The sequence below is a fragment of the Achromobacter sp. genome (assembly GCF_057314935.1).
The window spans coordinates 1-17,949 of the sequence record NZ_DBHKZA010000059.1 but is presented as its reverse complement, the minus strand read 5'-3'; the positions used below and the strand labels follow the sequence as shown (position 1 = coordinate 17,949).

The 17,949-nt window shown below is 66.5% G+C and carries 18 protein-coding genes; 13 read left to right on the top strand and 5 right to left on the bottom strand.

Annotated elements, in window-relative coordinates:
• The first annotated feature begins 67 nt into the window (after positions 1-67).
• From ACO6D5_RS20570 to fba, 6 genes are all read left to right on the top strand, one after another.
• On the top strand, positions 68-1,672 hold the full coding sequence (locus ACO6D5_RS20570; RefSeq protein ID WP_485826385.1) for an ABC transporter substrate-binding protein: 1,605 nt from the start codon (positions 68-70) through the stop codon (positions 1,670-1,672).
• Entirely contained in the window at positions 1,669-2,646 is a 978-nt protein-coding gene (locus ACO6D5_RS20565; RefSeq protein ID WP_485826384.1) for an ABC transporter permease, read from the top strand. Before ACO6D5_RS20570 ends, ACO6D5_RS20565 begins: the two co-directional genes overlap by 4 nt.
• Positions 2,643-3,482, top strand: coding sequence for an ABC transporter permease (locus ACO6D5_RS20560; protein WP_315527652.1), 840 nt, complete (start codon positions 2,643-2,645; stop codon positions 3,480-3,482). The genes ACO6D5_RS20565 and ACO6D5_RS20560 overlap by 4 nt, the downstream gene beginning before the upstream one ends.
• Positions 3,482-5,113, top strand: a complete 1,632-nt coding sequence (locus ACO6D5_RS20555) for an ABC transporter ATP-binding protein (RefSeq protein ID WP_315527650.1) — start codon at positions 3,482-3,484, stop codon at positions 5,111-5,113. Before ACO6D5_RS20560 ends, ACO6D5_RS20555 begins: the two co-directional genes overlap by 1 nt.
• Complete coding sequence (locus ACO6D5_RS20550; RefSeq protein WP_485826383.1) at positions 5,106-6,545, top strand: amidase; 1,440 nt, start codon at positions 5,106-5,108, stop codon at positions 6,543-6,545. The genes ACO6D5_RS20555 and ACO6D5_RS20550 overlap by 8 nt, the downstream gene beginning before the upstream one ends.
• Before the next feature lie 207 nt (positions 6,546-6,752).
• Complete coding sequence (fba, locus tag ACO6D5_RS20545; protein WP_315137852.1) at positions 6,753-7,817, top strand: class II fructose-bisphosphate aldolase; 1,065 nt, start codon at positions 6,753-6,755, stop codon at positions 7,815-7,817.
• Between the two features lie 97 nt (positions 7,818-7,914).
• On the opposite strand, the gene ACO6D5_RS20540 is transcribed toward fba, so the two are convergent.
• Positions 7,915-8,370 (bottom strand): GFA family protein, encoded by a 456-nt coding sequence (locus ACO6D5_RS20540; protein WP_485826382.1) that lies wholly within the window; start codon positions 8,368-8,370, stop codon positions 7,915-7,917.
• 265 nt (positions 8,371-8,635) lie between these two features.
• Here ACO6D5_RS20540 and ACO6D5_RS20535 point away from each other — a divergent pair, with 265 nt between their 5' ends.
• The 6 genes from ACO6D5_RS20535 to ACO6D5_RS20510 all read left to right on the top strand — a co-directional run bounded on the left by ACO6D5_RS20535 (position 8,636) and on the right by ACO6D5_RS20510 (position 13,292).
• Positions 8,636-9,517: a phosphoribosylaminoimidazolesuccinocarboxamide synthase gene (locus tag ACO6D5_RS20535; protein WP_006222795.1), complete on the top strand. Its 882-nt coding sequence runs from the start codon at positions 8,636-8,638 to the stop codon at positions 9,515-9,517.
• A gap of 144 nt (positions 9,518-9,661) precedes the next feature.
• On the top strand, positions 9,662-9,820 hold the full coding sequence (locus ACO6D5_RS20530; protein WP_315527641.1) for a DUF5993 family protein: 159 nt from the start codon (positions 9,662-9,664) through the stop codon (positions 9,818-9,820).
• A 10-nt stretch (positions 9,821-9,830) separates the two neighbouring features.
• Positions 9,831-10,403 (top strand): disulfide bond formation protein B, encoded by a 573-nt coding sequence (locus tag ACO6D5_RS20525; RefSeq protein WP_315527639.1) that lies wholly within the window; start codon positions 9,831-9,833, stop codon positions 10,401-10,403.
• 104 nt (positions 10,404-10,507) lie between these two features.
• On the top strand, positions 10,508-11,029 hold the full coding sequence (gene purE / locus ACO6D5_RS20520) for a 5-(carboxyamino)imidazole ribonucleotide mutase (RefSeq protein ID WP_315527638.1): 522 nt from the start codon (positions 10,508-10,510) through the stop codon (positions 11,027-11,029).
• A gap of 5 nt (positions 11,030-11,034) precedes the next feature.
• Positions 11,035-12,225: a 5-(carboxyamino)imidazole ribonucleotide synthase gene (locus ACO6D5_RS20515; protein WP_485826381.1), complete on the top strand. Its 1,191-nt coding sequence runs from the start codon at positions 11,035-11,037 to the stop codon at positions 12,223-12,225.
• 14 nt (positions 12,226-12,239) lie between these two features.
• Positions 12,240-13,292 carry an L-threonylcarbamoyladenylate synthase gene (locus ACO6D5_RS20510; protein ID WP_485826380.1) on the top strand — a complete coding sequence of 351 codons (1,053 nt, stop codon included), beginning with the start codon at positions 12,240-12,242 and terminating at the stop codon, positions 13,290-13,292.
• A 53-nt stretch (positions 13,293-13,345) separates the two neighbouring features.
• Here the strand turns inward: ACO6D5_RS20510 and ACO6D5_RS20505 are convergent, their stop codons facing one another.
• The 4 genes from ACO6D5_RS20505 to ACO6D5_RS20490 are packed head-to-tail and all read right to left on the bottom strand — an operon-like array spanning position 13,346 to position 16,564.
• Positions 13,346-14,173 (bottom strand): IclR family transcriptional regulator domain-containing protein, encoded by an 828-nt coding sequence (locus tag ACO6D5_RS20505; RefSeq protein ID WP_006222801.1) that lies wholly within the window; start codon positions 14,171-14,173, stop codon positions 13,346-13,348.
• On the bottom strand, positions 14,173-14,811 hold the full coding sequence (locus ACO6D5_RS20500) for a 3-oxoacid CoA-transferase subunit B (protein ID WP_315527633.1): 639 nt from the start codon (positions 14,809-14,811) through the stop codon (positions 14,173-14,175). The genes ACO6D5_RS20505 and ACO6D5_RS20500 overlap by 1 nt, the downstream gene beginning before the upstream one ends.
• Positions 14,812-14,821: 10 nt before the next feature.
• Positions 14,822-15,502: a 3-oxoacid CoA-transferase subunit A gene (locus ACO6D5_RS20495; protein ID WP_315527631.1), complete on the bottom strand. Its 681-nt coding sequence runs from the start codon at positions 15,500-15,502 to the stop codon at positions 14,822-14,824.
• Between the two features lie 48 nt (positions 15,503-15,550).
• Positions 15,551-16,564 carry a Bug family tripartite tricarboxylate transporter substrate binding protein gene (locus ACO6D5_RS20490; protein ID WP_485826379.1) on the bottom strand — a complete coding sequence of 338 codons (1,014 nt, stop codon included), beginning with the start codon at positions 16,562-16,564 and terminating at the stop codon, positions 15,551-15,553.
• 352 nt (positions 16,565-16,916) lie between these two features.
• Here ACO6D5_RS20490 and ACO6D5_RS20485 point away from each other — a divergent pair, with 352 nt between their 5' ends.
• The gene (locus ACO6D5_RS20485; RefSeq protein WP_485826378.1) at positions 16,917-17,939 is read left to right on the top strand and encodes an amino acid ABC transporter substrate-binding protein; all 1,023 of its coding nucleotides are present in this window, start codon (positions 16,917-16,919) and stop codon (positions 17,937-17,939) included.
• Positions 17,940-17,949 lie beyond the last annotated feature (10 nt).

Below are 17,949 nucleotides of genomic sequence, written 5' to 3'. Positions count from 1 at the left end.
CCCGCCCGCGGCGTGCGCCGCGGCACCCTCCGCCATCAGTTGCCCTTTTTTCTACGGAATCCCTGCCATGACATTCCTGATCGCCCGGCGCGCCCTGGCGCGCTGCACCCTGGCCGCCGCCAGCGTGCTGGCCTTGTCCGCCCCTGCATCGCATGCGGCCGAAACGCCCCAGTACGGCGGCGTGCTCACCGCCATCCTGAGCCCGGAACCGCCCACGCTGAACGTGGCGGTCCAGCAAGTGGCCGGCACGCAGCTGGTGGCCGGCAAGATCTTCGAAAGCCTGCTGACGTACTCCTTCGACCTCAAGCCGCAACCGGGGCTGGCCAAGTCCTGGGACGTGTCGGGCGACCGCCTGACCTACACCTTCCATCTGCAGCCCAAGGTGCAGTGGCATGACGGCAAGCCGTTCTCGTCGGACGACGTGGTGTTCACCTACACCAAAGTGCTGGCGAATACGCCGCGCACCCGCACGCTGATGGCCAACGTGCAGGACGTGTCGGCGCCGGATCCGCAGACGGTCGTGTTCAAGCTGAAGCAGCCGTACTCGGCCTTCCTGTACGCCTTCGATATCGGCGGCGGCGCGATCCTGCCCAAGCACTTGTACGACGTCGACACGCCCATCGGCCAGAACCCGAACAACAACGCGCCCATCGGCACCGGCCCTTTCAAGTTCAAGCGCTGGGAGCGCGGGTCGTACATCGAGCTGGTCAAGAACGAGCATTACTGGAAGGAAGGCCGCCCTTATCTGGACGGCATCACCTACCGCGTGATTCCCGACTCCGCTTCGCGCCGCGTGGCGCTGGAGCAGGGGACCGTGCTGCAGGCCTGGCTGCAGGACATCGAGCCCGTCGACGTGGCGCGCGTGGCCAAGCTGCCCACGATCAACCAGACCCACAAAGGGTACGAGTACTGGTCGACCATGCAATGGATCGAATTGAATGGCGGCCGCCAGCCGTTTTCGGACAAGCGCTTCCGCCAGGCGCTGATGTACGGCATCAACCGCCAGTTCATCGCGGACAAGATCATGTTCGGATCGGGCACCGTCGCCACCGGCCCCATCCACCACAACACGCGCTTCTATGACGCCAACGTCAAGAAGTATCCCTACGACCCCAAGCAGGCGATCGCGCTGCTGGATGAAATGGGCCTCAAGCCCGACGCCCAAGGCGTGCGCGCCACGGTCGGCCTGATCCCGCTGCCCTATGGCGAAATGCCGCGTCGCACCGCTGAATACATCAAGCAGAACCTGGCCAAGATCGGCGTGGCCGTCACGATCGAAAGCACCGACGTGGGCGGCTGGACCAGCCGGGTGGGCAACTGGGATTTCGACATGGGCGCCAATGGCGTTTTCCAGTACGGCGACCCGGCGATCGGCGTGTCGCGCACGTACCTGGGCAGCAATATCAAGAAGGGGCTGATGTTCAGCAACACCTCTCAGTACAACAACCCCAAGGTCGATGAACTGTTCAACGCCGCCGCCACTGCCGCCACCGACGAAGAGCGCCAGAAGCTCTACAGCGAAGCGCAGCGCATCCTGGTGGAGGACGTGCCCGTGCTGTGGCTGGCCGACACCAACTATTCGACGCTGCTGAACAAGCGGGTGCATGACGCCGTGACGACAGCGCTGGGCGTGGTGGATACGCAAAGCGACACCTGGTTGTCCAAAGAATGAAGAAGATCGCCAAATTCCTGGCGAACCGGGTGGTCAAGAGCGTCCTGGTTCTGTTGATGATCGCGCTCTTCAACTTTTTCCTGGTGCGCGCGGCGCCGGGCGACCCGGCAGAGATCCTGGCCGGCCAGTCCGGCGCGGTGGATGCCGAATTCATCGCGAAGCTGCGCCAGGAGTTCGGGCTGGACAAGCCGATCGCGGTGCAACTGGGGCAGTACCTGAAGAACGTCGCGACGTTCGATCTGGGCTATTCCTACCGCCAGCAGGCGCCGGTCGCCGGCCTGATCCTGCAGCACCTGCCGGCCACGTTGCTGCTGACGCTGTCGGCCTTCGCCTTCGCGCTGCTGGCGGGCGTGAGCCTGGGCACGCAGGCGGCGCTGCGGGTCGGGAAATGGGGTGACACCGTCATCACCACGTTGTCGATGCTGGCCTACGCCACCCCGCTGTTCTGGGTGGGCCTGATGCTGGTGCTGCTGTTTTCGGTGAATCTGGAATGGCTGCCCGCCTTCGGCTACGAAAGCGTGGGCGCCAATCTGACGGGGGTAGCGCGCCTGGCCGACGTGGCCAAGCACCTGCTGCTGCCGGCGCTGACGCTGGGCATGTTCTACATGGCCGTGTACGCGCGCCTGACGCGGGCGTCCATCCTTGAGATCAGCCAGCTGGATTTCGTGAAGACCGCGCGCGCCAAGGGGCTGTCCGAACGAACCGTGATCGTGCGCCACGTGCTGCGCAACGCGCTGCTGCCGGTGATCACCTATGCCGGCATCCAGGCAGGCGGCCTGATCGGCGGCTCGCTGCTGGTGGAGACGGTATTCGCCTGGCCCGGCATCGGGCGGCTGGCGTTCGACGCGTTGATCCAGCGCGACTACAGCGTGCTGCTGGGCGTGTTCTTCGTGGCCTCGCTGATCGTAGTCGTGGTCAACCTCGTCACCGACATCCTGTACACGGTGGCGGATCCCAGGATCGAACTGAAATGAAAGCGTTCATGCAATCGTTCTGCCGCAACAAGGGCGGCATCATGGGGCTGCTTGTCCTGGGGCTGGTGACGCTGATGGCCGTCACCGCCAGCTGGATCTTCCCGGACAGTCCATGGGACATCATCAACGGCCCCTTCATGCCGCCGCTGTCCGAAGGCGCCCTGCTCGGGACCGACACGCTGGGCCGCGACATCGCGACCGGCATCGCCTACGGGTCTCGCATCACGCTGGTGCTGGCCGCCGTTTCCACGGCGGTGTCCATCCTCGTGGGCGTCACGGTCGGTGCGCTGGCGGGCTTCTACGGCGGGCGGGTCGACCAGGCCATCGTGGGCTTCATCGAGCTGTTTCAGACCATCCCCAGCTTTTTCCTGGCAGTGGTGCTGGTGGCCATCCTGACGCCCAACATGGCAACCGTGATCTTCGCCATCGCGGTGGTGTCGTGGCCGCCGCTGGCGCGGCTGGTGCGGGCCGAGTTCATGAGCCTGAAGAACCGCGAGTTCGTGCAGGCGGCCATGCTCGCCGGCCAGTCCAACCTGCGCATCATCTTGACGCAGATCCTGCCCAACAGCCTGTCTCCCGTGATCGTCTCGGGTTCCTTGATGATCGCAAGCTCGATCCTGCTGGAATCCGCGCTGAGCTTCCTGGGCCTGGGCGACCCCAACGCCATGACCTGGGGCTACATCATCGGCGCCTCGCGCAGCGTGTTGCGCGACGCCTGGTGGATGAGCGTGTTCCCTGGCGTGGCGATCCTGCTGACGGTGCTGTCGCTGAACCTGATCGGCGAGGCGCTCAACGACGCCCTGAATCCCAAACTGGCCCGCAGGAGGACGACGTGATGAGCGCGTTGCTGGAAATCCGTGACCTGAGCGTGACGGCCGCCCACGGCGGACCGACCGTGGTGCAGGACGTGTCCTACACCGTCAACCGCAACGAGATCCTGTGCGTGGTGGGCGAGTCCGGCTCGGGAAAATCCGTGACTGCGCACGCCATCATGGGGCTGTTGCCGGCCGATCAACTGCACGTCACGCAAGGGCAGATCCTGTACGGCGGGCGTGACCTGGTCGGGCTGTCCGCCACCGACTGGTACGGCTTGCGCGGCAAGTCCTTCGGCATGGTGTTCCAGGAGCCGATGACCGCGTTGAACCCCATCATGCGGGTGGGCCGGCAGGTCGACGAGGTGCTGGAGCGCCACACCAGCCTGAATGCCGCGGCGCGCAAGCAACGCGTGCTGGCGCTTTTCGCCCAGGTGCTGCTGCCGGATCCGCAGGCCATGTACGACGCCTTCCCATTCCAGCTTTCGGGCGGCCAACGGCAACGCGTCGTGATCGCGATGGCGCTGGCGCTGGAACCGGACGTGCTGATCGCCGACGAACCCACGACGGCGCTGGACGTCACGACCCAGGCGCAGATCCTGAGTCTGATCAAGGACATCCAGCGGCGCATGGGCATCGGCGTGATCTTCATCACCCACGATTTCGGGGTGGTGGCCGACATCGCCGACCGGATCGTCGTGATGCGCAAGGGCGCCGTGGTGGAGGCGGGCGCCGCCGCAGACATCTTGAACCGGCCCCAGCATCCCTACACGCGCCAGCTGATCGCCGCGGTGCCGCACAAGCCCGAGGGCAAGGAAGAGGCCGCCCAGGCACCGGCGCTGATGGTGGTCGACAAGCTCTGCAAGACCTTCGCCACCGGCGGCCGCCGGGTTGACGCGTTGCGCGACATCTCGCTGGAAATCCGGCAAGGCGAAACGCTTGGCCTGGTGGGCGAGTCCGGGTCGGGCAAGTCGACGTTGGGCCGCACGCTGATCGGACTGATCTCGCCCGACAGCGGCAGCGTCCGCATGGAAGGCCGCGAACTCGTGGGTCTGAAGCCGCGCGATTTCCGGCCCTACCGCCGCCAGATCCAGATGGTGTTCCAGGACCCGTACGCGTCGCTCAACCCCCGCCATCGCGTGGTCGAGGCCGTGGCGCAAGGCCCCATCGCATTCGGCGAAAGCCGCAAGACCGCGCTGCGCGACGCCCGTGAACTGCTGGAACTCGTGGGTCTGGGCGGCGAGGCCGGCGACCGCTATCCGCACCAGTTCTCGGGCGGACAGCGCCAACGCGTGGGCATCGCCCGCGCCCTGGCGTTGAAGCCCCGGCTGCTGGTGGCGGACGAAGCCGTCTCGGCGCTGGACGTGTCGATCCAGGCCCAGGTGCTGGACCTGCTCAAGACGGTGAGCGGGCAGTTCGACCTGTCGGTGCTGTTCATCACCCATGACTTGCGCGTCGCGGCCCAGATCTGCGACCGCATCGCCGTGATGCGGCAAGGACAACTGGTCGAACTGGACCGGGCGGCCACGATTTTCTACCACCCCCAACATGAATACACGCGCCGCCTGATCGATTCGGTGCCGGGCAAGGCCTGGAACAAACCCGATCCGGAGGCGCTGTCGGACCCCTCAACTAGGAGCAAGCAGTATGCGTGACACCGAGTATCAGGCGCTGGACGGGCTGGCGCTGGCCGACCTGCTGGCGCGGCGCGAAGTCAGCCCCCAAGACCTGATGGCCTGCGCCATCAAGCTGGCGCAGGAACGCGCGCCGGCGATGAATGCGCTGTGCTACGAGCGCTACGAGGAGTCGCTGGACGTGGCGCGCGGGTGGAAACCCCGGGGCGCGTTTGGCGCGATCCCTTTCCTGCTGAAGGATTCCGGGCTGGCGCACACGCGCTTTCCGTCCAGCCTGGGCTCGCGCCTGTTGAACGACACGCCCTACACCCGCAACGCCACCTTGGCCGACCGCTTCGAGGCCGCAGGCCTGATCCCGTTCGCCCGCACCACCGTGCCTGAATTCTGCATGGCGCCCACCACCGAGGCGGCGCGCAACGGCGGCCCCACCCGCAATCCGTGGGATCCCACCCGCTCGTCGGGCGGCTCCAGCGGCGGCGCGGCGGCGGCGGTGGCTGCGGGCATCGTGCCGCTGGCGCACGGCAGCGACGGGGGCGGTTCCATCCGCATCCCGGCCGCGGCCTGCGGCGTGTATGGCCTGAAGGTTTCGCGCGGCCGCGTGCCCATGGGGCCGTTCCGCGGGGAAGGCTGGGGCGGCCTGGCGACCGACGGCGTGCTGTCGAGATCGGTGCGCGACACCGCGGCCGCGTTGGACGCCATCGGCGCGCCGGAACCCGGCGCGCCCTACGCCGCACCCAGGGCGCCGGCGTCCTACCTGGCGTTGCTGGCCGAGCCGCCGCGCAAGCTGCGCATCGTCCTGTGGCGCAGCGCGTTCAACGGCGTGCCTGTCGCGCCCGAATGCGTCGCCGCCGTCGAGCGCGCCGCGGCGCTGTGCCGGGAACTGGGGCACGAGGTCGTGGAAGGCACGCCGCCGGACATCGAGTACGACGCGTTCGTGCAGGCCCACGCCAACGTGTTGGCCGGCAATATCGTGCTGTCCGTGGATACGCGGCTGGGCCTGACCGGCCAGCCGTTGCGCGACGGCGACCTGGAGCCGGTGCTGCGCCAGGGCTATGACTACGGTAAGACCTTGCCGGCGGCGCAATACATCGGCAGCGTGAACCGCTTCCACGCCATTGGCCGGATACTCGACCACTACATGGAAGGCTACGACGCGATCCTGTCGCCGTCGCTCACGCAACTGCCGCTGAAGCTGGGCGAACTGTCCACGGCCGAAGGCTCGTTCCTGGACTTCCGCCGCAAGGTCGCCACCTACGGCACGTTCTCGGCGGCCTTCAACGCGTCGGGGCAGCCGGCGGCAAGCCTGCCACTGGTCTGGACCGACGGGGGGCTGCCCGTCGGCGTGCAGGTGGCGGGCCGCTATGGCCGCGAAGACGTGGTGCTTGCCTTGTCGGCCCAATTGGAAATGGCCCAGCCCTGGGCCGGTCGCATCGCCGTTCCTCGGCCCGTCTAGGGGCAGGGCCGGGGCAGCGGGGCGGCCTGGCCGCCCCGTTTTTCTCCTTCATCTGGATGATTTTCCCAGGCCGTGCGCCGTCCTGCCATCGCCTGAATGGACCGGATACGGCCGGTTGCAAGACCTTTCAGCGATTCCCCCGTAAAATCACCCCATTCAGCAGGACTTCAACCATCTTTCAATAGACAGTACTTAGGAGGACCACTCATGGCCCTAGTCTCCATGCGCCAGTTGCTCGACCATGCCGCCGAGCACGGCTACGGCATTCCGGCTTTCAACGTCAACAACCTGGAACAGGTTCAGGCCATCATGGAAGCCGCTGCGGAGACCGACAGCCCGGTGATCATGCAGGCCTCGGCCGGCGCGCGCAAATACGCGGGCGAAGGCTTCCTGAAGCACCTGATCCAGGCCGCGGTGGAATCCTATCCGCACATCCCCGTCGTGATGCACCAGGATCACGGCCAGTCGCCCAAGGTCTGCCAAGGCGCCATCGACCTGGGTTTCTCCAGCGTGATGATGGACGGTTCGCTCAAGGAAGACGGCAAGACCATCGCCGACTACGACTACAACGTCGACGTCACCAAGAAGGTCGTGGACATCGCCCACAAGCTGGGCGTGACCGTTGAAGGCGAGCTCGGCTGCCTGGGTTCGCTGGAAACCATGGAAGGCGACAAGGAAGACGGCCACGGCGCCGACGGCAAGCTGACCATGGACCAGCTGCTGACCGATCCGGAACAAGCCGCCGACTTCGTGCGCCGCACGCAACTGGACGCCCTGGCTATCGCCATCGGCACCAGCCACGGCGCCTACAAGTTCACGCGCAAGCCCACCGGCGACATCCTGTCGATCGCCCGCATCAAGGAAATCCACGCCCGCCTGCCCAACACCCACCTGGTGATGCACGGCAGCTCCAGCGTGCCGCAGGAACTGCTGGCCGAGATCCGCGAATTCGGCGGCAACATGAAGGAAACCTACGGCGTGCCCGTCGAGGAAATCCAGGAAGCCATCAAGTACGGCGTGCGCAAGATCAATATCGATACCGATATCCGTCTGGCCATGACCGGCGCGATCCGCCGCTTCTTTGCCGAGAATCCCGAAAAGTTCGACCCGCGCGAATACCTGAAGCCGGCCCGCGCCGCCGCCAAGGCGATCTGTGTGGCTCGCTACACGGAATTCGGCACGGCCGGCAACGCCAGCAAGATCCGCGCGCTGCCGCTGACCGAAATCGCCGCGCAATACGCCTCGGGCAAGCTGTCGCAAGTGGTGCAATAAATCGCCTTACGCCGCCTTCGGGCGGCGGTCCGGCAGTGAAAAGGGGCGGGTCCGACATGGGCCCGCCCCTTTTTTTGCGTCATGCTCGGTGCAAGCGTCAGCCGGCCGGCCCGTTCTTCGGGAAATGCGGGATGTTGCGGTCCACGTGGTGCCAGGACGGCGCCGAGCTCGTCCACAGGCTGGCCTTGGCGTGGAAGGCCTCCGGATCGTCCAGCGAGCCGGCCCGCACCACTGCATATCCCATGCCTTCGGAGCCGCCGAACAGCGGCGTGCCACAGGCGGCGCAGAAGCTGCGCATGACGGTATGGCCGGAATCGCTCTTGTAGCGGTGTTCCTTGGCCTGGCCGCGCAGCATCGTCACCGAGCCGGCGGGGAAGATCAGGGCATGGGCCGGGGCGCCGCCGCTGGAATACTGGCAGTCCCGGCAATGACAGGTGGCGCCTGTGATGGGCTCGTCCGTCACGGCGTAACGGACGGCGCCGCACTGGCACCCGCCAGTCAGGTGTACCTGCGCGTCGGCGGCGGACGGGCGTTTGAGGGAAGCATCCTGCATACGGCTTTGTCTCCGGGCGTAAGGTCTGCGCCGTGACGCCCAGGGGCGGCCGGCGCGAATAGTGTGTTGGGAATCCAAGCCTAACCCGGCCCCCGCTGCCCGGCAAGGCAGACATATTTGCAGTAATCTATGCGCTTTGCAGGGTTCGGGCTTCGGCGCTTCGTGCGTCATGCGCCGTCCCCCGTGCAGGTTCCGATTTCGTTCTACTTCCCGCCCTGGCGCTTGCCCGAGGCGGGAATCTTCATTTTTGCCATAGGCCATTCCCGTGACTTCTGCTTTGCATCAATCCAGCATCAAGTCCTTGCCGCTGCTGGGCCGCGGTAAGGTGCGCGATATGTACGCGGTGGGCGACGACAAGTTGCTGATCGTCGCGTCGGATCGTATCTCCGCCTTCGACGTGATTCTTGACGATCCCATTCCCGGCAAGGGACAGGTGCTGACCGAGCTGACCGAATTCTGGTTGCAGAAGCTGGCCCACATCCTGCCGAACCACTCCACGGGCGTGAAGCCCGAAGACGTGGTGGCCCCCGATGAAGTGGACCAGGTGCGCGGCCGCGCCGTCGTGGTCAAGCGCTTGAAGCCGATCCTGGTGGAAGCGGTCGCCCGCGGCTATCTGATCGGTTCCGGCTGGAAAGACTACCAGTCCACCGGCGCCATCTGCGGCATCAAGCTTCCCGCCGGCCTGCAGCAGGCCAGCCAGTTGCCCGAGCCCATCTTCACGCCCGCCGCCAAGGCCGAATTCGGCATGCACGACGAAAACGTCGATTTCGCGCACGTGGTCAAGGAAGTGGGCCAGGAACTGGCCGAACGCATCCGCGACGTCACGCTCAAGCTGTACGCCGAAGCCGCCAAGTTCGCCGCCACCAAGGGCATCATCATTGCCGATACCAAGTTCGAATTTGGCTTGGACGACAACGGCACGCTGCATTTGATGGACGAAGTGCTGACGCCCGACTCCTCGCGCTTCTGGCCGGCTGACGGCTACCGCGTGGGCATCAGCCCCCCGTCGTTCGACAAGCAGTTCGTGCGCGACTGGCTCGAAACCCAAACCTGGGACAAGACCCCGCCGGCGCCGCGCCTGCCGCAGGACGTGCTGGAAAAGACGGCCGCCAAGTACCGCGAAGCGCTGGATCGCCTGATCGCCTGATCCCCCTGCCGCTTGCGAAAGCCCGCTCATCGAGCGGGTTTTTTTATGGCCCGGGCTTAGGGGAATCGATAACAATTATTGCGTATTGTTACGTTATACTCGTCGGCTGCCTAAGCAGGACGTCCGCCGACAGGAGTCTTACGCATGATCATGATGTTGCCCTTTCTGACCGCATTGGTTGCGGTGTGGTTCGGGGTGCTGGGAAAACGCCGCCCCTGCGTGACCTTCTGGCTGCTCACGCTCGTGATCTTCGGCGTCTGGTGCCAATACCATATGACCAGCCCGCTGGCGCTGTCGTTGTAAGGGCGGGGCAATGATCTTCTCCCGCAACCCCGCGCGCGGCTCGCGCGTGCTCAACGGCCTGGCGCTGCTGGGCGTGACCGGCATCCTGGGCATGGCTTTCGCCTGGCAGTTGATTTATGACGAACTGCCGTGCCCCCTGTGCCTGTTGCAGCGCGTGGCGTTCATCCTGGCCGGCGTGGGATTCCTACTGAACATGCGGGTGGGGCCGTCGCCCATGCATTACGGCATGAGCATCGCGGCGTCGCTGGGCGGCATGGTCGCCTCGGGCCGGCAGGTGCTGCTGCATATCGCGCCGGGCGATCCCGGCTACGGCACGCCGTTCATGGGGCTGCACTTCTACACCTGGGCATTCATCGCCTTTGCCGCCATCATCGTCTTCTGCGTCCTGATGCAGTCCGCCGACCGAAAATGGGGCGACAGCATGCTGAAAAAGCCGGTCTCGGCGCTGGGCGTCGTCGTCATGGCCCTGTTTTTCATCACGACGCTGGCCAACGTCGGCAGCACCACCCTGGAGTGCGGTTTCGGGCCTTGCCCGGACAATCCCGACAGCTATCTGTGGCTGCCGTCTTCGGCCGCGCCATAGCCGGTCGCGCGCGCCGGGTAAAATACCGGGTTTCGCGGATCGAATCCGCGGCCCTTTGACATTCCGCGGGCAGGTTTCGCGGTCTTACCTCTTTGACACCGGTTATGACAGCCAAGACTTCCGCAGCGGCAGAGGCCACCCCCGTGGTGGGCGTGATTATGGGTTCTTCCAGCGATTGGGAGGTCATGAAGCACGCAGTCACCATGCTGGAGGACTTCGGCGTGGCCTACGAGGCGCGCGTGATTTCCGCGCACCGCATGCCGCAGGACATGGCCGACTACGGCGCGGCGGCGCACGGCCGCGGCCTGCGCGGCATCATCGCCGGCGCGGGCGGCGCGGCGCACCTGCCGGGCATGATGGCGGCGCTGACCGAAGTGCCGGTGTTCGGCGTACCGGTCCCCTCCAAGTACCTGCGCGGCGAAGACTCGCTGCTGTCCATCGTGCAGATGCCCAAGGGCGTGCCGGTGGCCACTTTCGCGATCGGTGAAGCGGGCGCGGCCAATGCCGCCCTGCACGTGATCGCCACGTTGGCGGGCACCGATGCCGGTTTGCACAAGAAGCTGGTGGCCTTCCGCGCGCGCCAGACGCAAGCCGCGCGCGACATGAAGGTTCCGCCCGAGGCCTGATCCGTATGACTCAATCGACTCCTTTCATGATTGCCCCCGGCGGCTGGCTGGGCCTGTTGGGCGGCGGCCAATTGGGCCGCATGTTCTGCCACGCGGCGCAAAGCCTGGGCTACAAGGTCGCGGTGCTGGACCCGGCCGACGAATGCCCCGCGGGCATGGTGGCCGACCTGCACATCCAGGCCGCCTACGATGACGAAGCCGGCCTGGCCCGGCTGGCCCAGACCTGTCAGGCCGTCACCACCGAATTCGAAAACGTCCCCGCCGACAGCCTGCGCGCGCTGGCCACGCGCTGCCGCGTGAGCCCCGCGGCCGACGCCGTGGCCATCGTGCAGGACCGCATCGCCGAAAAGACGTTCATCGCGTCGCAAGGGATTCCCGTCGCGCCGCACGCCGCCATCCGCGCCGAAGCGGACCTGCGCGCTGCCTCCGACGCCTTGTTCCCCGGCATCCTGAAAGTCGCGCGCCTGGGTTACGACGGCAAGGGCCAGGCCCGCATCAACACGCGCGAAGAAGCGCTGGCCGCCTTCGCCGAGTTCGGCGGCGTGGCGTGCGTGCTGGAAGCGCTGATGCCGCTGGACTACGAGATTTCGGTCGTGATCGCGCGCGGTTTCGATGGCGCCACCGTGGTGTTTCCCGTGGCGCGCAACGTGCACCGCGACGGCATCCTGGCGGTGTCGACCGCGGCACCGGTGCAACTGGACGCGGCCCACGCCGAACGGCAGGCCCGCGCCACCGACGCCGCGAAAGCCATCGCGCAAGGGCTGGGTTACCACGGCGTGCTGTGCGTGGAGTTCTTCGTGCTCAAGGACGGCAGCCTGATCGTCAACGAGATCGCGCCGCGCCCGCACAACAGCGGCCACTACACGATGAACGCCTGCGTCACCAGCCAGTTCGAGCAGCAGGCGCGCGCCATGGCCGGCCTGCCACTGGGCAGCGCCGCGCTGCTGGCGCCCGCCGTCATGCTGAACATCCTGGGCGACATCTGGTATGCGTCTTCGACCGCGACGACGCAACGCGAGCCCGATTGGGCCGCCGCGCTGGCGGTGCCGACGGCCAAGCTGCACCTGTACGGCAAGCGCGAAGCGCGCCGTGGCCGCAAGATGGGCCACATCACCATCGTGGCGCCCACCTTGGACCAGGCCCGCGCCGACGCCGCCCGCGTGGCCGCCGCGCTGGGCATGGAAGCCCCCGAGTAAGCCGCGACGATCCGATGCCTTCCTTGCCCCCGCATGATTCCGCCAGCGCCGCGGAGATCGCCCTTGCCGCGCAACATTTGCTGGACGGCGAACTGGCTGCCTTCCCCACCGAGACCGTCTACGGCCTGGGCGCGGACGCGGAAAGTCCGCAAGCGGTAGCGAAGATCTACGCGGCCAAGGGACGGCCGTCGAACCACCCCGTCATCGTGCACATCGCGCTGCAAGGCGACGTGTCGTACTGGGCGGCCGAGGTGCCACCCGAGGCGCGCCTGCTGATCGACGCGTTCTGGCCCGGTCCGTTGACCCTGATCCTCAAGCGTGCGCCGCACATCGTGGACACGGTCAGCGGCGGGCAGGACAGCATCGGCATCCGCTGCCCGTCGCATCCCGTGGCGCAGGCGCTGCTGGCGGCATTCGCCGCGGGCAAGCCGAATGGGCAGGGCGGCGTGGCGGCGCCGTCGGCCAACAAGTTCGGCCAGGTATCGCCCACGCGCGCCGAGCACGTGCGCCATGAATTCCCCGATGAAGTCGCCGCCGGCATGCCCGTGCTGGAGGGGGGCGCATCGGAAGTGGGCATCGAGTCCACCATCCTGGATCTGTCGCGCCTGGACCGCGGCGCGGGCCCCGTGCTGCTGCGTCCCGGCCATATCAGCGCGGCGCAGATCGAAGCGGTGCTGGGCGTGCAGGTGTTCGCGCCGGATGCCGCCGCGCCGCGTGCCTCGGGCACGCTGAAAGCGCACTACGCGCCGCGCACGCCGTTGGAGCTGGCCTCTGACGCGCGCCTGCAGGACGTGGCGCTAGGCCGCAACCTGCCGGAAGGCAAGGTCGTGGTGGTGGCGTACGGCGATGCGCCCCTGGCGCTGGACCCGCGCCTCCAATGGCATCCCGTGCCCGCCGATCCGGCGCGTTATGCGCAGGCCCTCTATGGCCTGCTGCGCGACCTGGACAAACAGGGCTACGCCCGTATCGTCGTGCAGGCCCCTCCGGCCACCGATGAATGGCACGCGGTCAACGACCGCATCGGCCGCGCGGCTGCCGCGTTCACGCTGGATACGACGGACCTGTAAGGTCAGCGGCGGCGCCGGCTCCAGGCCGGCTCCAGACACCGCCCACATCGTCTTTACGCGACCAGGAATTCGCCAATTCTTTCTACAGCCTGCCGCAACGGCGGCAGAAATTCTTCCGTCAGCCGGATCAACGGCACCCGCGCTGCCTTCACGCTGACGTTCACGGCGCCGCAGGCCTTGCCGCTGGCCGAGCGCACGGGCACCGAGATCGCGCGCACGTTCAGTTCCAGTTCCTGGTCCACCACCGCGTAGCCCTGCTCGCGGATGCGCGCCAGTTCCGCGCGCAGCTTCGCTTCGGTGGTCAGCGTGAATTCCGTGTAGGGCTGCAGGTCGACCGTGGCGAAGTAGCGTGCCAGCGCGGGTTCGGGCAGTTGTGCCAGCAGCACGCGTCCGATCGACGTGCAGTACGCCGGCAAGCGGCTGCCCAGCCCCATCGACGTGGCCAGCAGGCGGTTCACTTCCGAGCGCGCCAGGTACAGCATCTCGTGGCCTTCCATGATGGCCAGCGCGCAGGTTTCATTGACGGTGGCGCTCAGCTCTTCCAGCACGGGCTGGGCCAGCGACACGAAAGGCGTGGACGAAAAGTACGCATAGCCCAGGCCCAGGATGCGTGGCGTCAGCACATACAGCCGGCCATGCTGTTCGGCGATGCCCAGCAGGATCAGCGTATGCAGGCAACGCTGCACGACTGCGCGCGGCAGCGCGGCGCGCCGGCTCAGTTCCGCGGCCGTCTGCGGATGGCGGCGCGTGCCGAACGCGCGGATCACGTGCAGGCCGCGCGCAAGCGTCAGCATGTAGTCCGGATCGCCGCGCAACTGGTCGGGATGATCTTCCGCCGCAAGCGGGGCGGCGTAGCCGGGTGGGGGAAGATTGGGCAGCATCAGCCTGCGCGCAGCGGCGCGCCGGTGCGCGCTTGCAGTTCGTTCAGAGTCATGCCGTCGATCATATCCCGAACCACCAGGCCCTCCGGCGTGACGTCAATGACCGCCAGGTCCGTGTAGATGCGGTCAACCACGCCTGCGCCCGTCAGCGGATACGTGCAGCGTTCGACGATCTTCGGATCGCCGTTCTTGCTGTTGTGCTCCATCATGATGAACACGCTGCGCGCGCCCACCGCCAGGTCCATCGCGCCGCCGACGGCAGGCGCTTCGCCTGGCTTGGCCAGCGACCAGTTGGCCAGGTCGCCATTGGCGGCGACCTGCATGCCGCCCATGACGCAGATGTCCAGATGGCCGCCGCGCATCATCGCGAACGAATCCGCGTGGTGAAAGTACGAGCCGCCTTCCAGCAGCGTTACCGGCTGCTTGCCGGCGTTGATCAGATCCAGGTTGACGGCGTCTTCAGCGGGGGGCGGGCCCATGCCCAGGATGCCGTTTTCGCTATGCAGCACGATCTCGCGGCCGGGGGGGAGGTGGGCCGCCACCAGCACCGGCATGCCGATGCCCAGATTGACGTAGCTGCCGTCGGGAATGTCCAGGGCCAGGCGGCGCGCCATGGCCTCGCGGGTCAGGGGTTGCATGCGGAGTCCTTCAGCTGGAAAAGGCGGCATTGGCCACCTCGGTGACGCGCGCGACGAAGATGCCGGGCGTGACGACGGCTTCGGGCGACAGTTCGCCCAGCCCGACCTTGGCGCGCACCTGCACGATGGCGGTCTTGGCCGCCATGCACATGATGGGCCCGAAATTGCGCGCGCTCTTGTGGTAGGTCAGGTTGCCCCAGCGGTCGCCCTGGTCGGCCTTGACCAGCGCGAAGTCGCCGTGCAGCGGTGTTTCGAAGACGTGGCCGCGGCCGTCGATGATGCGGGTTTCCTTGCCCTGGGCCAGTTCGGTGCCGTAGGCGGTGGGCGTGAAGAAGCCGCCCAGCCCGGCGCCGGCTGCGCGCAGCCGTTCGGCAATGGTGCCTTGCGGCACGCATTCCAGTTCGATGGCGCCGCGGCGGTACAGGTCGTCGAAGACCCAGGAATGCGAGGCCTTGGGAAACGAGCAGATCACGCGGCGCACGCGGCCGGCCTTGATCAGCGCCGCCAGGCCGGTTTCGTGGTTGCCTGCGTTGTTGCTGACGACGGTGAGCTCGCGCGCGCCCTGGTCGATCAGCGCATGGATGAGTTCGGTGGGCATGCCTGCGCCGCCGAAGCCGCTGATCAGCACCGTGGCGCCGTCGTGGATGTCCGAGACCGCGGCCTCGGGGGTGTCGATGAACTTGTTGATCATGGGGGAAACTCCGATCGGGCCAGGCGCGGTGCCGCGCCCGGTCCGCATTCAGTTCACGGTGATGGCGGCCTGCTTGATGATTTCGGCATAGCGCGCCGAATCCGTCTTCATCAGTTCCGCGAACTGCGCCGTGGTGCCGCTGGCGGGCAGGAAGCCCGCATCCACGAACTTCTGCTTCACGTCGGGTTCCTTGACGATGTCGGCGATTTCGCGCGCCATGCGTTCGATGATCGGCTTGGGCGTGCCGGCCGGGGCCATCAGTCCGGCCCAGGAACCCGTCACGAAACCGGGCATGCCGGCTTCTTCCATCGTGGGGATGCCGGGTTCGGTGGGCCAGCGTTCCTTGCCGGTGAAGGCCAGGGCCTTCAGGCGGTTCTGCTTCACGTACTGCATCGGGACCAGGATGGGATCGAACACCATCGAGACGCGGCCGCCCAGCAAATCGGTCAGGATGGGGGCGCTGCCCTTGTAGGCGACGTGGGTCATCGTGAGCTTGTTCTGGAGCGCGAAGTCGGCCCCCGTCAGGTGCGCACTGGACCCGTTGCCGCTGGACGCGTAGGTGAGCTTGTCGGGGTTCTTGCGGCCGTAGGCGACCAGGTCGGCCACGGTATTGACCGGCAGGTCCTGCGCCACGAACAGGAACAGGGGGAGGTCGGCCATCTGCACCACCGGCGTCAGGTCGGCTGGCGCGTAGGTCAGCTTGTACAGGTGGAAATTGATGATGTAGGCCGGCAGAATGGACAAAAAGGTGTAACCGTCTGCGTCCGACTTGGCCGCGATGGCCGAGCCGACGCTGCTGTTGGCCCCCGGCCGGTTCTCGACGATGATCGTCTGCTTCAGGCGCGGCCCCAGCTTTTCCATGACGATGCGGGTCACGATGTCGGTGGAGCCGCCCGGCGTGTAGGGCACGATGATCTTGATGGGCTTGCTGGGCCAGTCATCCGCCGCGTGGACGGGGGTGGCGCCCAGGCCTGCCGCGGCCAGCGCGGACAACAACAGGGTCTTGAGGGCCATGCGGCGGTGCGCCGCGTGGCGAGGCTGCGTCTTGCTTGCTTGTGCCATGGATTCGTCTCCTCCATGAATCGGCCGAGTATCGATGCGCGCCCGGGATTTTTGTTGTGGCGCGATCGGCTTTTATGCTGCGGCGCCGGTGCCGCTGAGCGGACACCGGCGCGAAAAAAGTATGGCATGCGTGCTTCGCCCGGATGGCTTGAGAGGGCCGGATAAAGTTCGGTCACCGGACAAATCTGATAGGGCCTCAGATGGGCATCGCCTCGGGTTTCCTCTAGGCCCGATCGCGTTGTTCACACAGTGGACATGTCGTAATCTGGCGGCCGGCCCGACAACGCTGGGCTCGGTTTCAGCCGGGAGGGCTTACAAGCCTGCCCGGGCATCTATCTCAGGAGAGGCAATAATGAAGCGGTCCATCTTGTTTGCAGCCGGCGCGCTTGCCCTGGCTTGCGCGTCCCAGGCGGCGGTAGCCGGCCCCACGCTGGATGCGGTGAAGAAAAAAGGGTTCGTGCAGTGCGGCCTGACCGACGGCGTATCCGGCTTTTCCGCCACCAACAGCAAGGGGGAATGGGAAGGCATGGACGTGGATATCTGCCGCGCGGTCGCCGCGGCCGTATTCGGCGATTCGACCAAATTCAAGGGTACGGCGCTGTCGACCCAGCAACGCTTCACAGCGCTGCAATCGGGGGAAGTCGACGTGCTGCTGCGCACCGTCACGCTGACCCAGACGCGCGACACCTCGCTGGGCTTGTCCGCGGTCGCCGCCAGCTTCTACGACGGCCAGGGCATCCTGGTGAACAAGAAACTGGGCGTCAAGAGCGCCAAGGAACTGAACGGGGCCACCGTCTGCGTGCAGCCCGGCACCACCACGGAATTGAACCTGGCCGACTGGTTCCGGGCGAACAAGATCGAGTTCAAGCCGGTCGTGATCGACAAGGTGACCGAAGTCGTGCGCGCCTTCGAATCTGGCCGCTGCGACGCCTTCACCGACGACGCCTCGCAACTGGCCGCCGTGCGCGCCACGCAAGTCGCCAATCCCGACGACTACGAGATCCTGCCGGAACGCTTCTCCAAGGAACCGCTGGGCCCCATGGTGCGCCAGGGTGACGAGAACTGGCTGGGCATCGTGCGCTGGACCTTGTTCGCGCTGCTGGAAGCCGAGGAATACGGCATCACCCAGAAGAACGTCGACGAAATGTTGAAGAGCAGCAACCCCAACGTGTTGCGCATCCTGGGCGTGACGCCGGGCGCCGGCAAGAACATGGGCGTGGACGAAAAGTGGGCCTACAACGCCATCAAGGCCGTGGGCAACTACAGCGAAGTGTTCGAGCGCAACGTCGGCAAGGACAGCAAGCTGGGCCTGCAGCGCGGCACGAACGCGTTGTGGAGCAATGGCGGCGCCATGTATCCGTGGCCGATCCGTTGATCGACTGCGC

Bases quoted from the DNA above. Each gene is read 5' to 3' on its own strand.
- ACO6D5_RS20570 (WP_485826385.1), top strand. From the start codon at position 68: ATGACATTCCTGATCGCCCGGCGCGCCCTGGCGCGCTGCACCCTGGCC.
- ACO6D5_RS20565 (WP_485826384.1), top strand. From the start codon at position 1,669: ATGAAGAAGATCGCCAAATTCCTGGCGAACCGGGTGGTCAAGAGCGTC.
- ACO6D5_RS20560 (WP_315527652.1), top strand. From the start codon at position 2,643: ATGAAAGCGTTCATGCAATCGTTCTGCCGCAACAAGGGCGGCATCATG.
- ACO6D5_RS20555 (WP_315527650.1), top strand. From the start codon at position 3,482: ATGAGCGCGTTGCTGGAAATCCGTGACCTGAGCGTGACGGCCGCCCAC.
- ACO6D5_RS20550 (WP_485826383.1), top strand. From the start codon at position 5,106: ATGCGTGACACCGAGTATCAGGCGCTGGACGGGCTGGCGCTGGCCGAC.
- fba (WP_315137852.1), top strand. From the start codon at position 6,753: ATGGCCCTAGTCTCCATGCGCCAGTTGCTCGACCATGCCGCCGAGCAC.
- ACO6D5_RS20540 (WP_485826382.1), bottom strand. From the start codon at position 8,370: ATGCAGGATGCTTCCCTCAAACGCCCGTCCGCCGCCGACGCGCAGGTA.
- ACO6D5_RS20530 (WP_315527641.1), top strand. From the start codon at position 9,662: ATGATCATGATGTTGCCCTTTCTGACCGCATTGGTTGCGGTGTGGTTC.
- ACO6D5_RS20525 (WP_315527639.1), top strand. From the start codon at position 9,831: ATGATCTTCTCCCGCAACCCCGCGCGCGGCTCGCGCGTGCTCAACGGC.
- purE (WP_315527638.1), top strand. From the start codon at position 10,508: ATGACAGCCAAGACTTCCGCAGCGGCAGAGGCCACCCCCGTGGTGGGC.
- ACO6D5_RS20515 (WP_485826381.1), top strand. From the start codon at position 11,035: ATGACTCAATCGACTCCTTTCATGATTGCCCCCGGCGGCTGGCTGGGC.
- ACO6D5_RS20510 (WP_485826380.1), top strand. From the start codon at position 12,240: ATGCCTTCCTTGCCCCCGCATGATTCCGCCAGCGCCGCGGAGATCGCC.
- ACO6D5_RS20505 (WP_006222801.1), bottom strand. From the start codon at position 14,173: ATGCTGCCCAATCTTCCCCCACCCGGCTACGCCGCCCCGCTTGCGGCG.
- ACO6D5_RS20500 (WP_315527633.1), bottom strand. From the start codon at position 14,811: ATGCAACCCCTGACCCGCGAGGCCATGGCGCGCCGCCTGGCCCTGGAC.
- ACO6D5_RS20495 (WP_315527631.1), bottom strand. From the start codon at position 15,502: ATGATCAACAAGTTCATCGACACCCCCGAGGCCGCGGTCTCGGACATC.
- ACO6D5_RS20490 (WP_485826379.1), bottom strand. From the start codon at position 16,564: ATGGCACAAGCAAGCAAGACGCAGCCTCGCCACGCGGCGCACCGCCGC.
- ACO6D5_RS20485 (WP_485826378.1), top strand. From the start codon at position 16,917: ATGAAGCGGTCCATCTTGTTTGCAGCCGGCGCGCTTGCCCTGGCTTGC.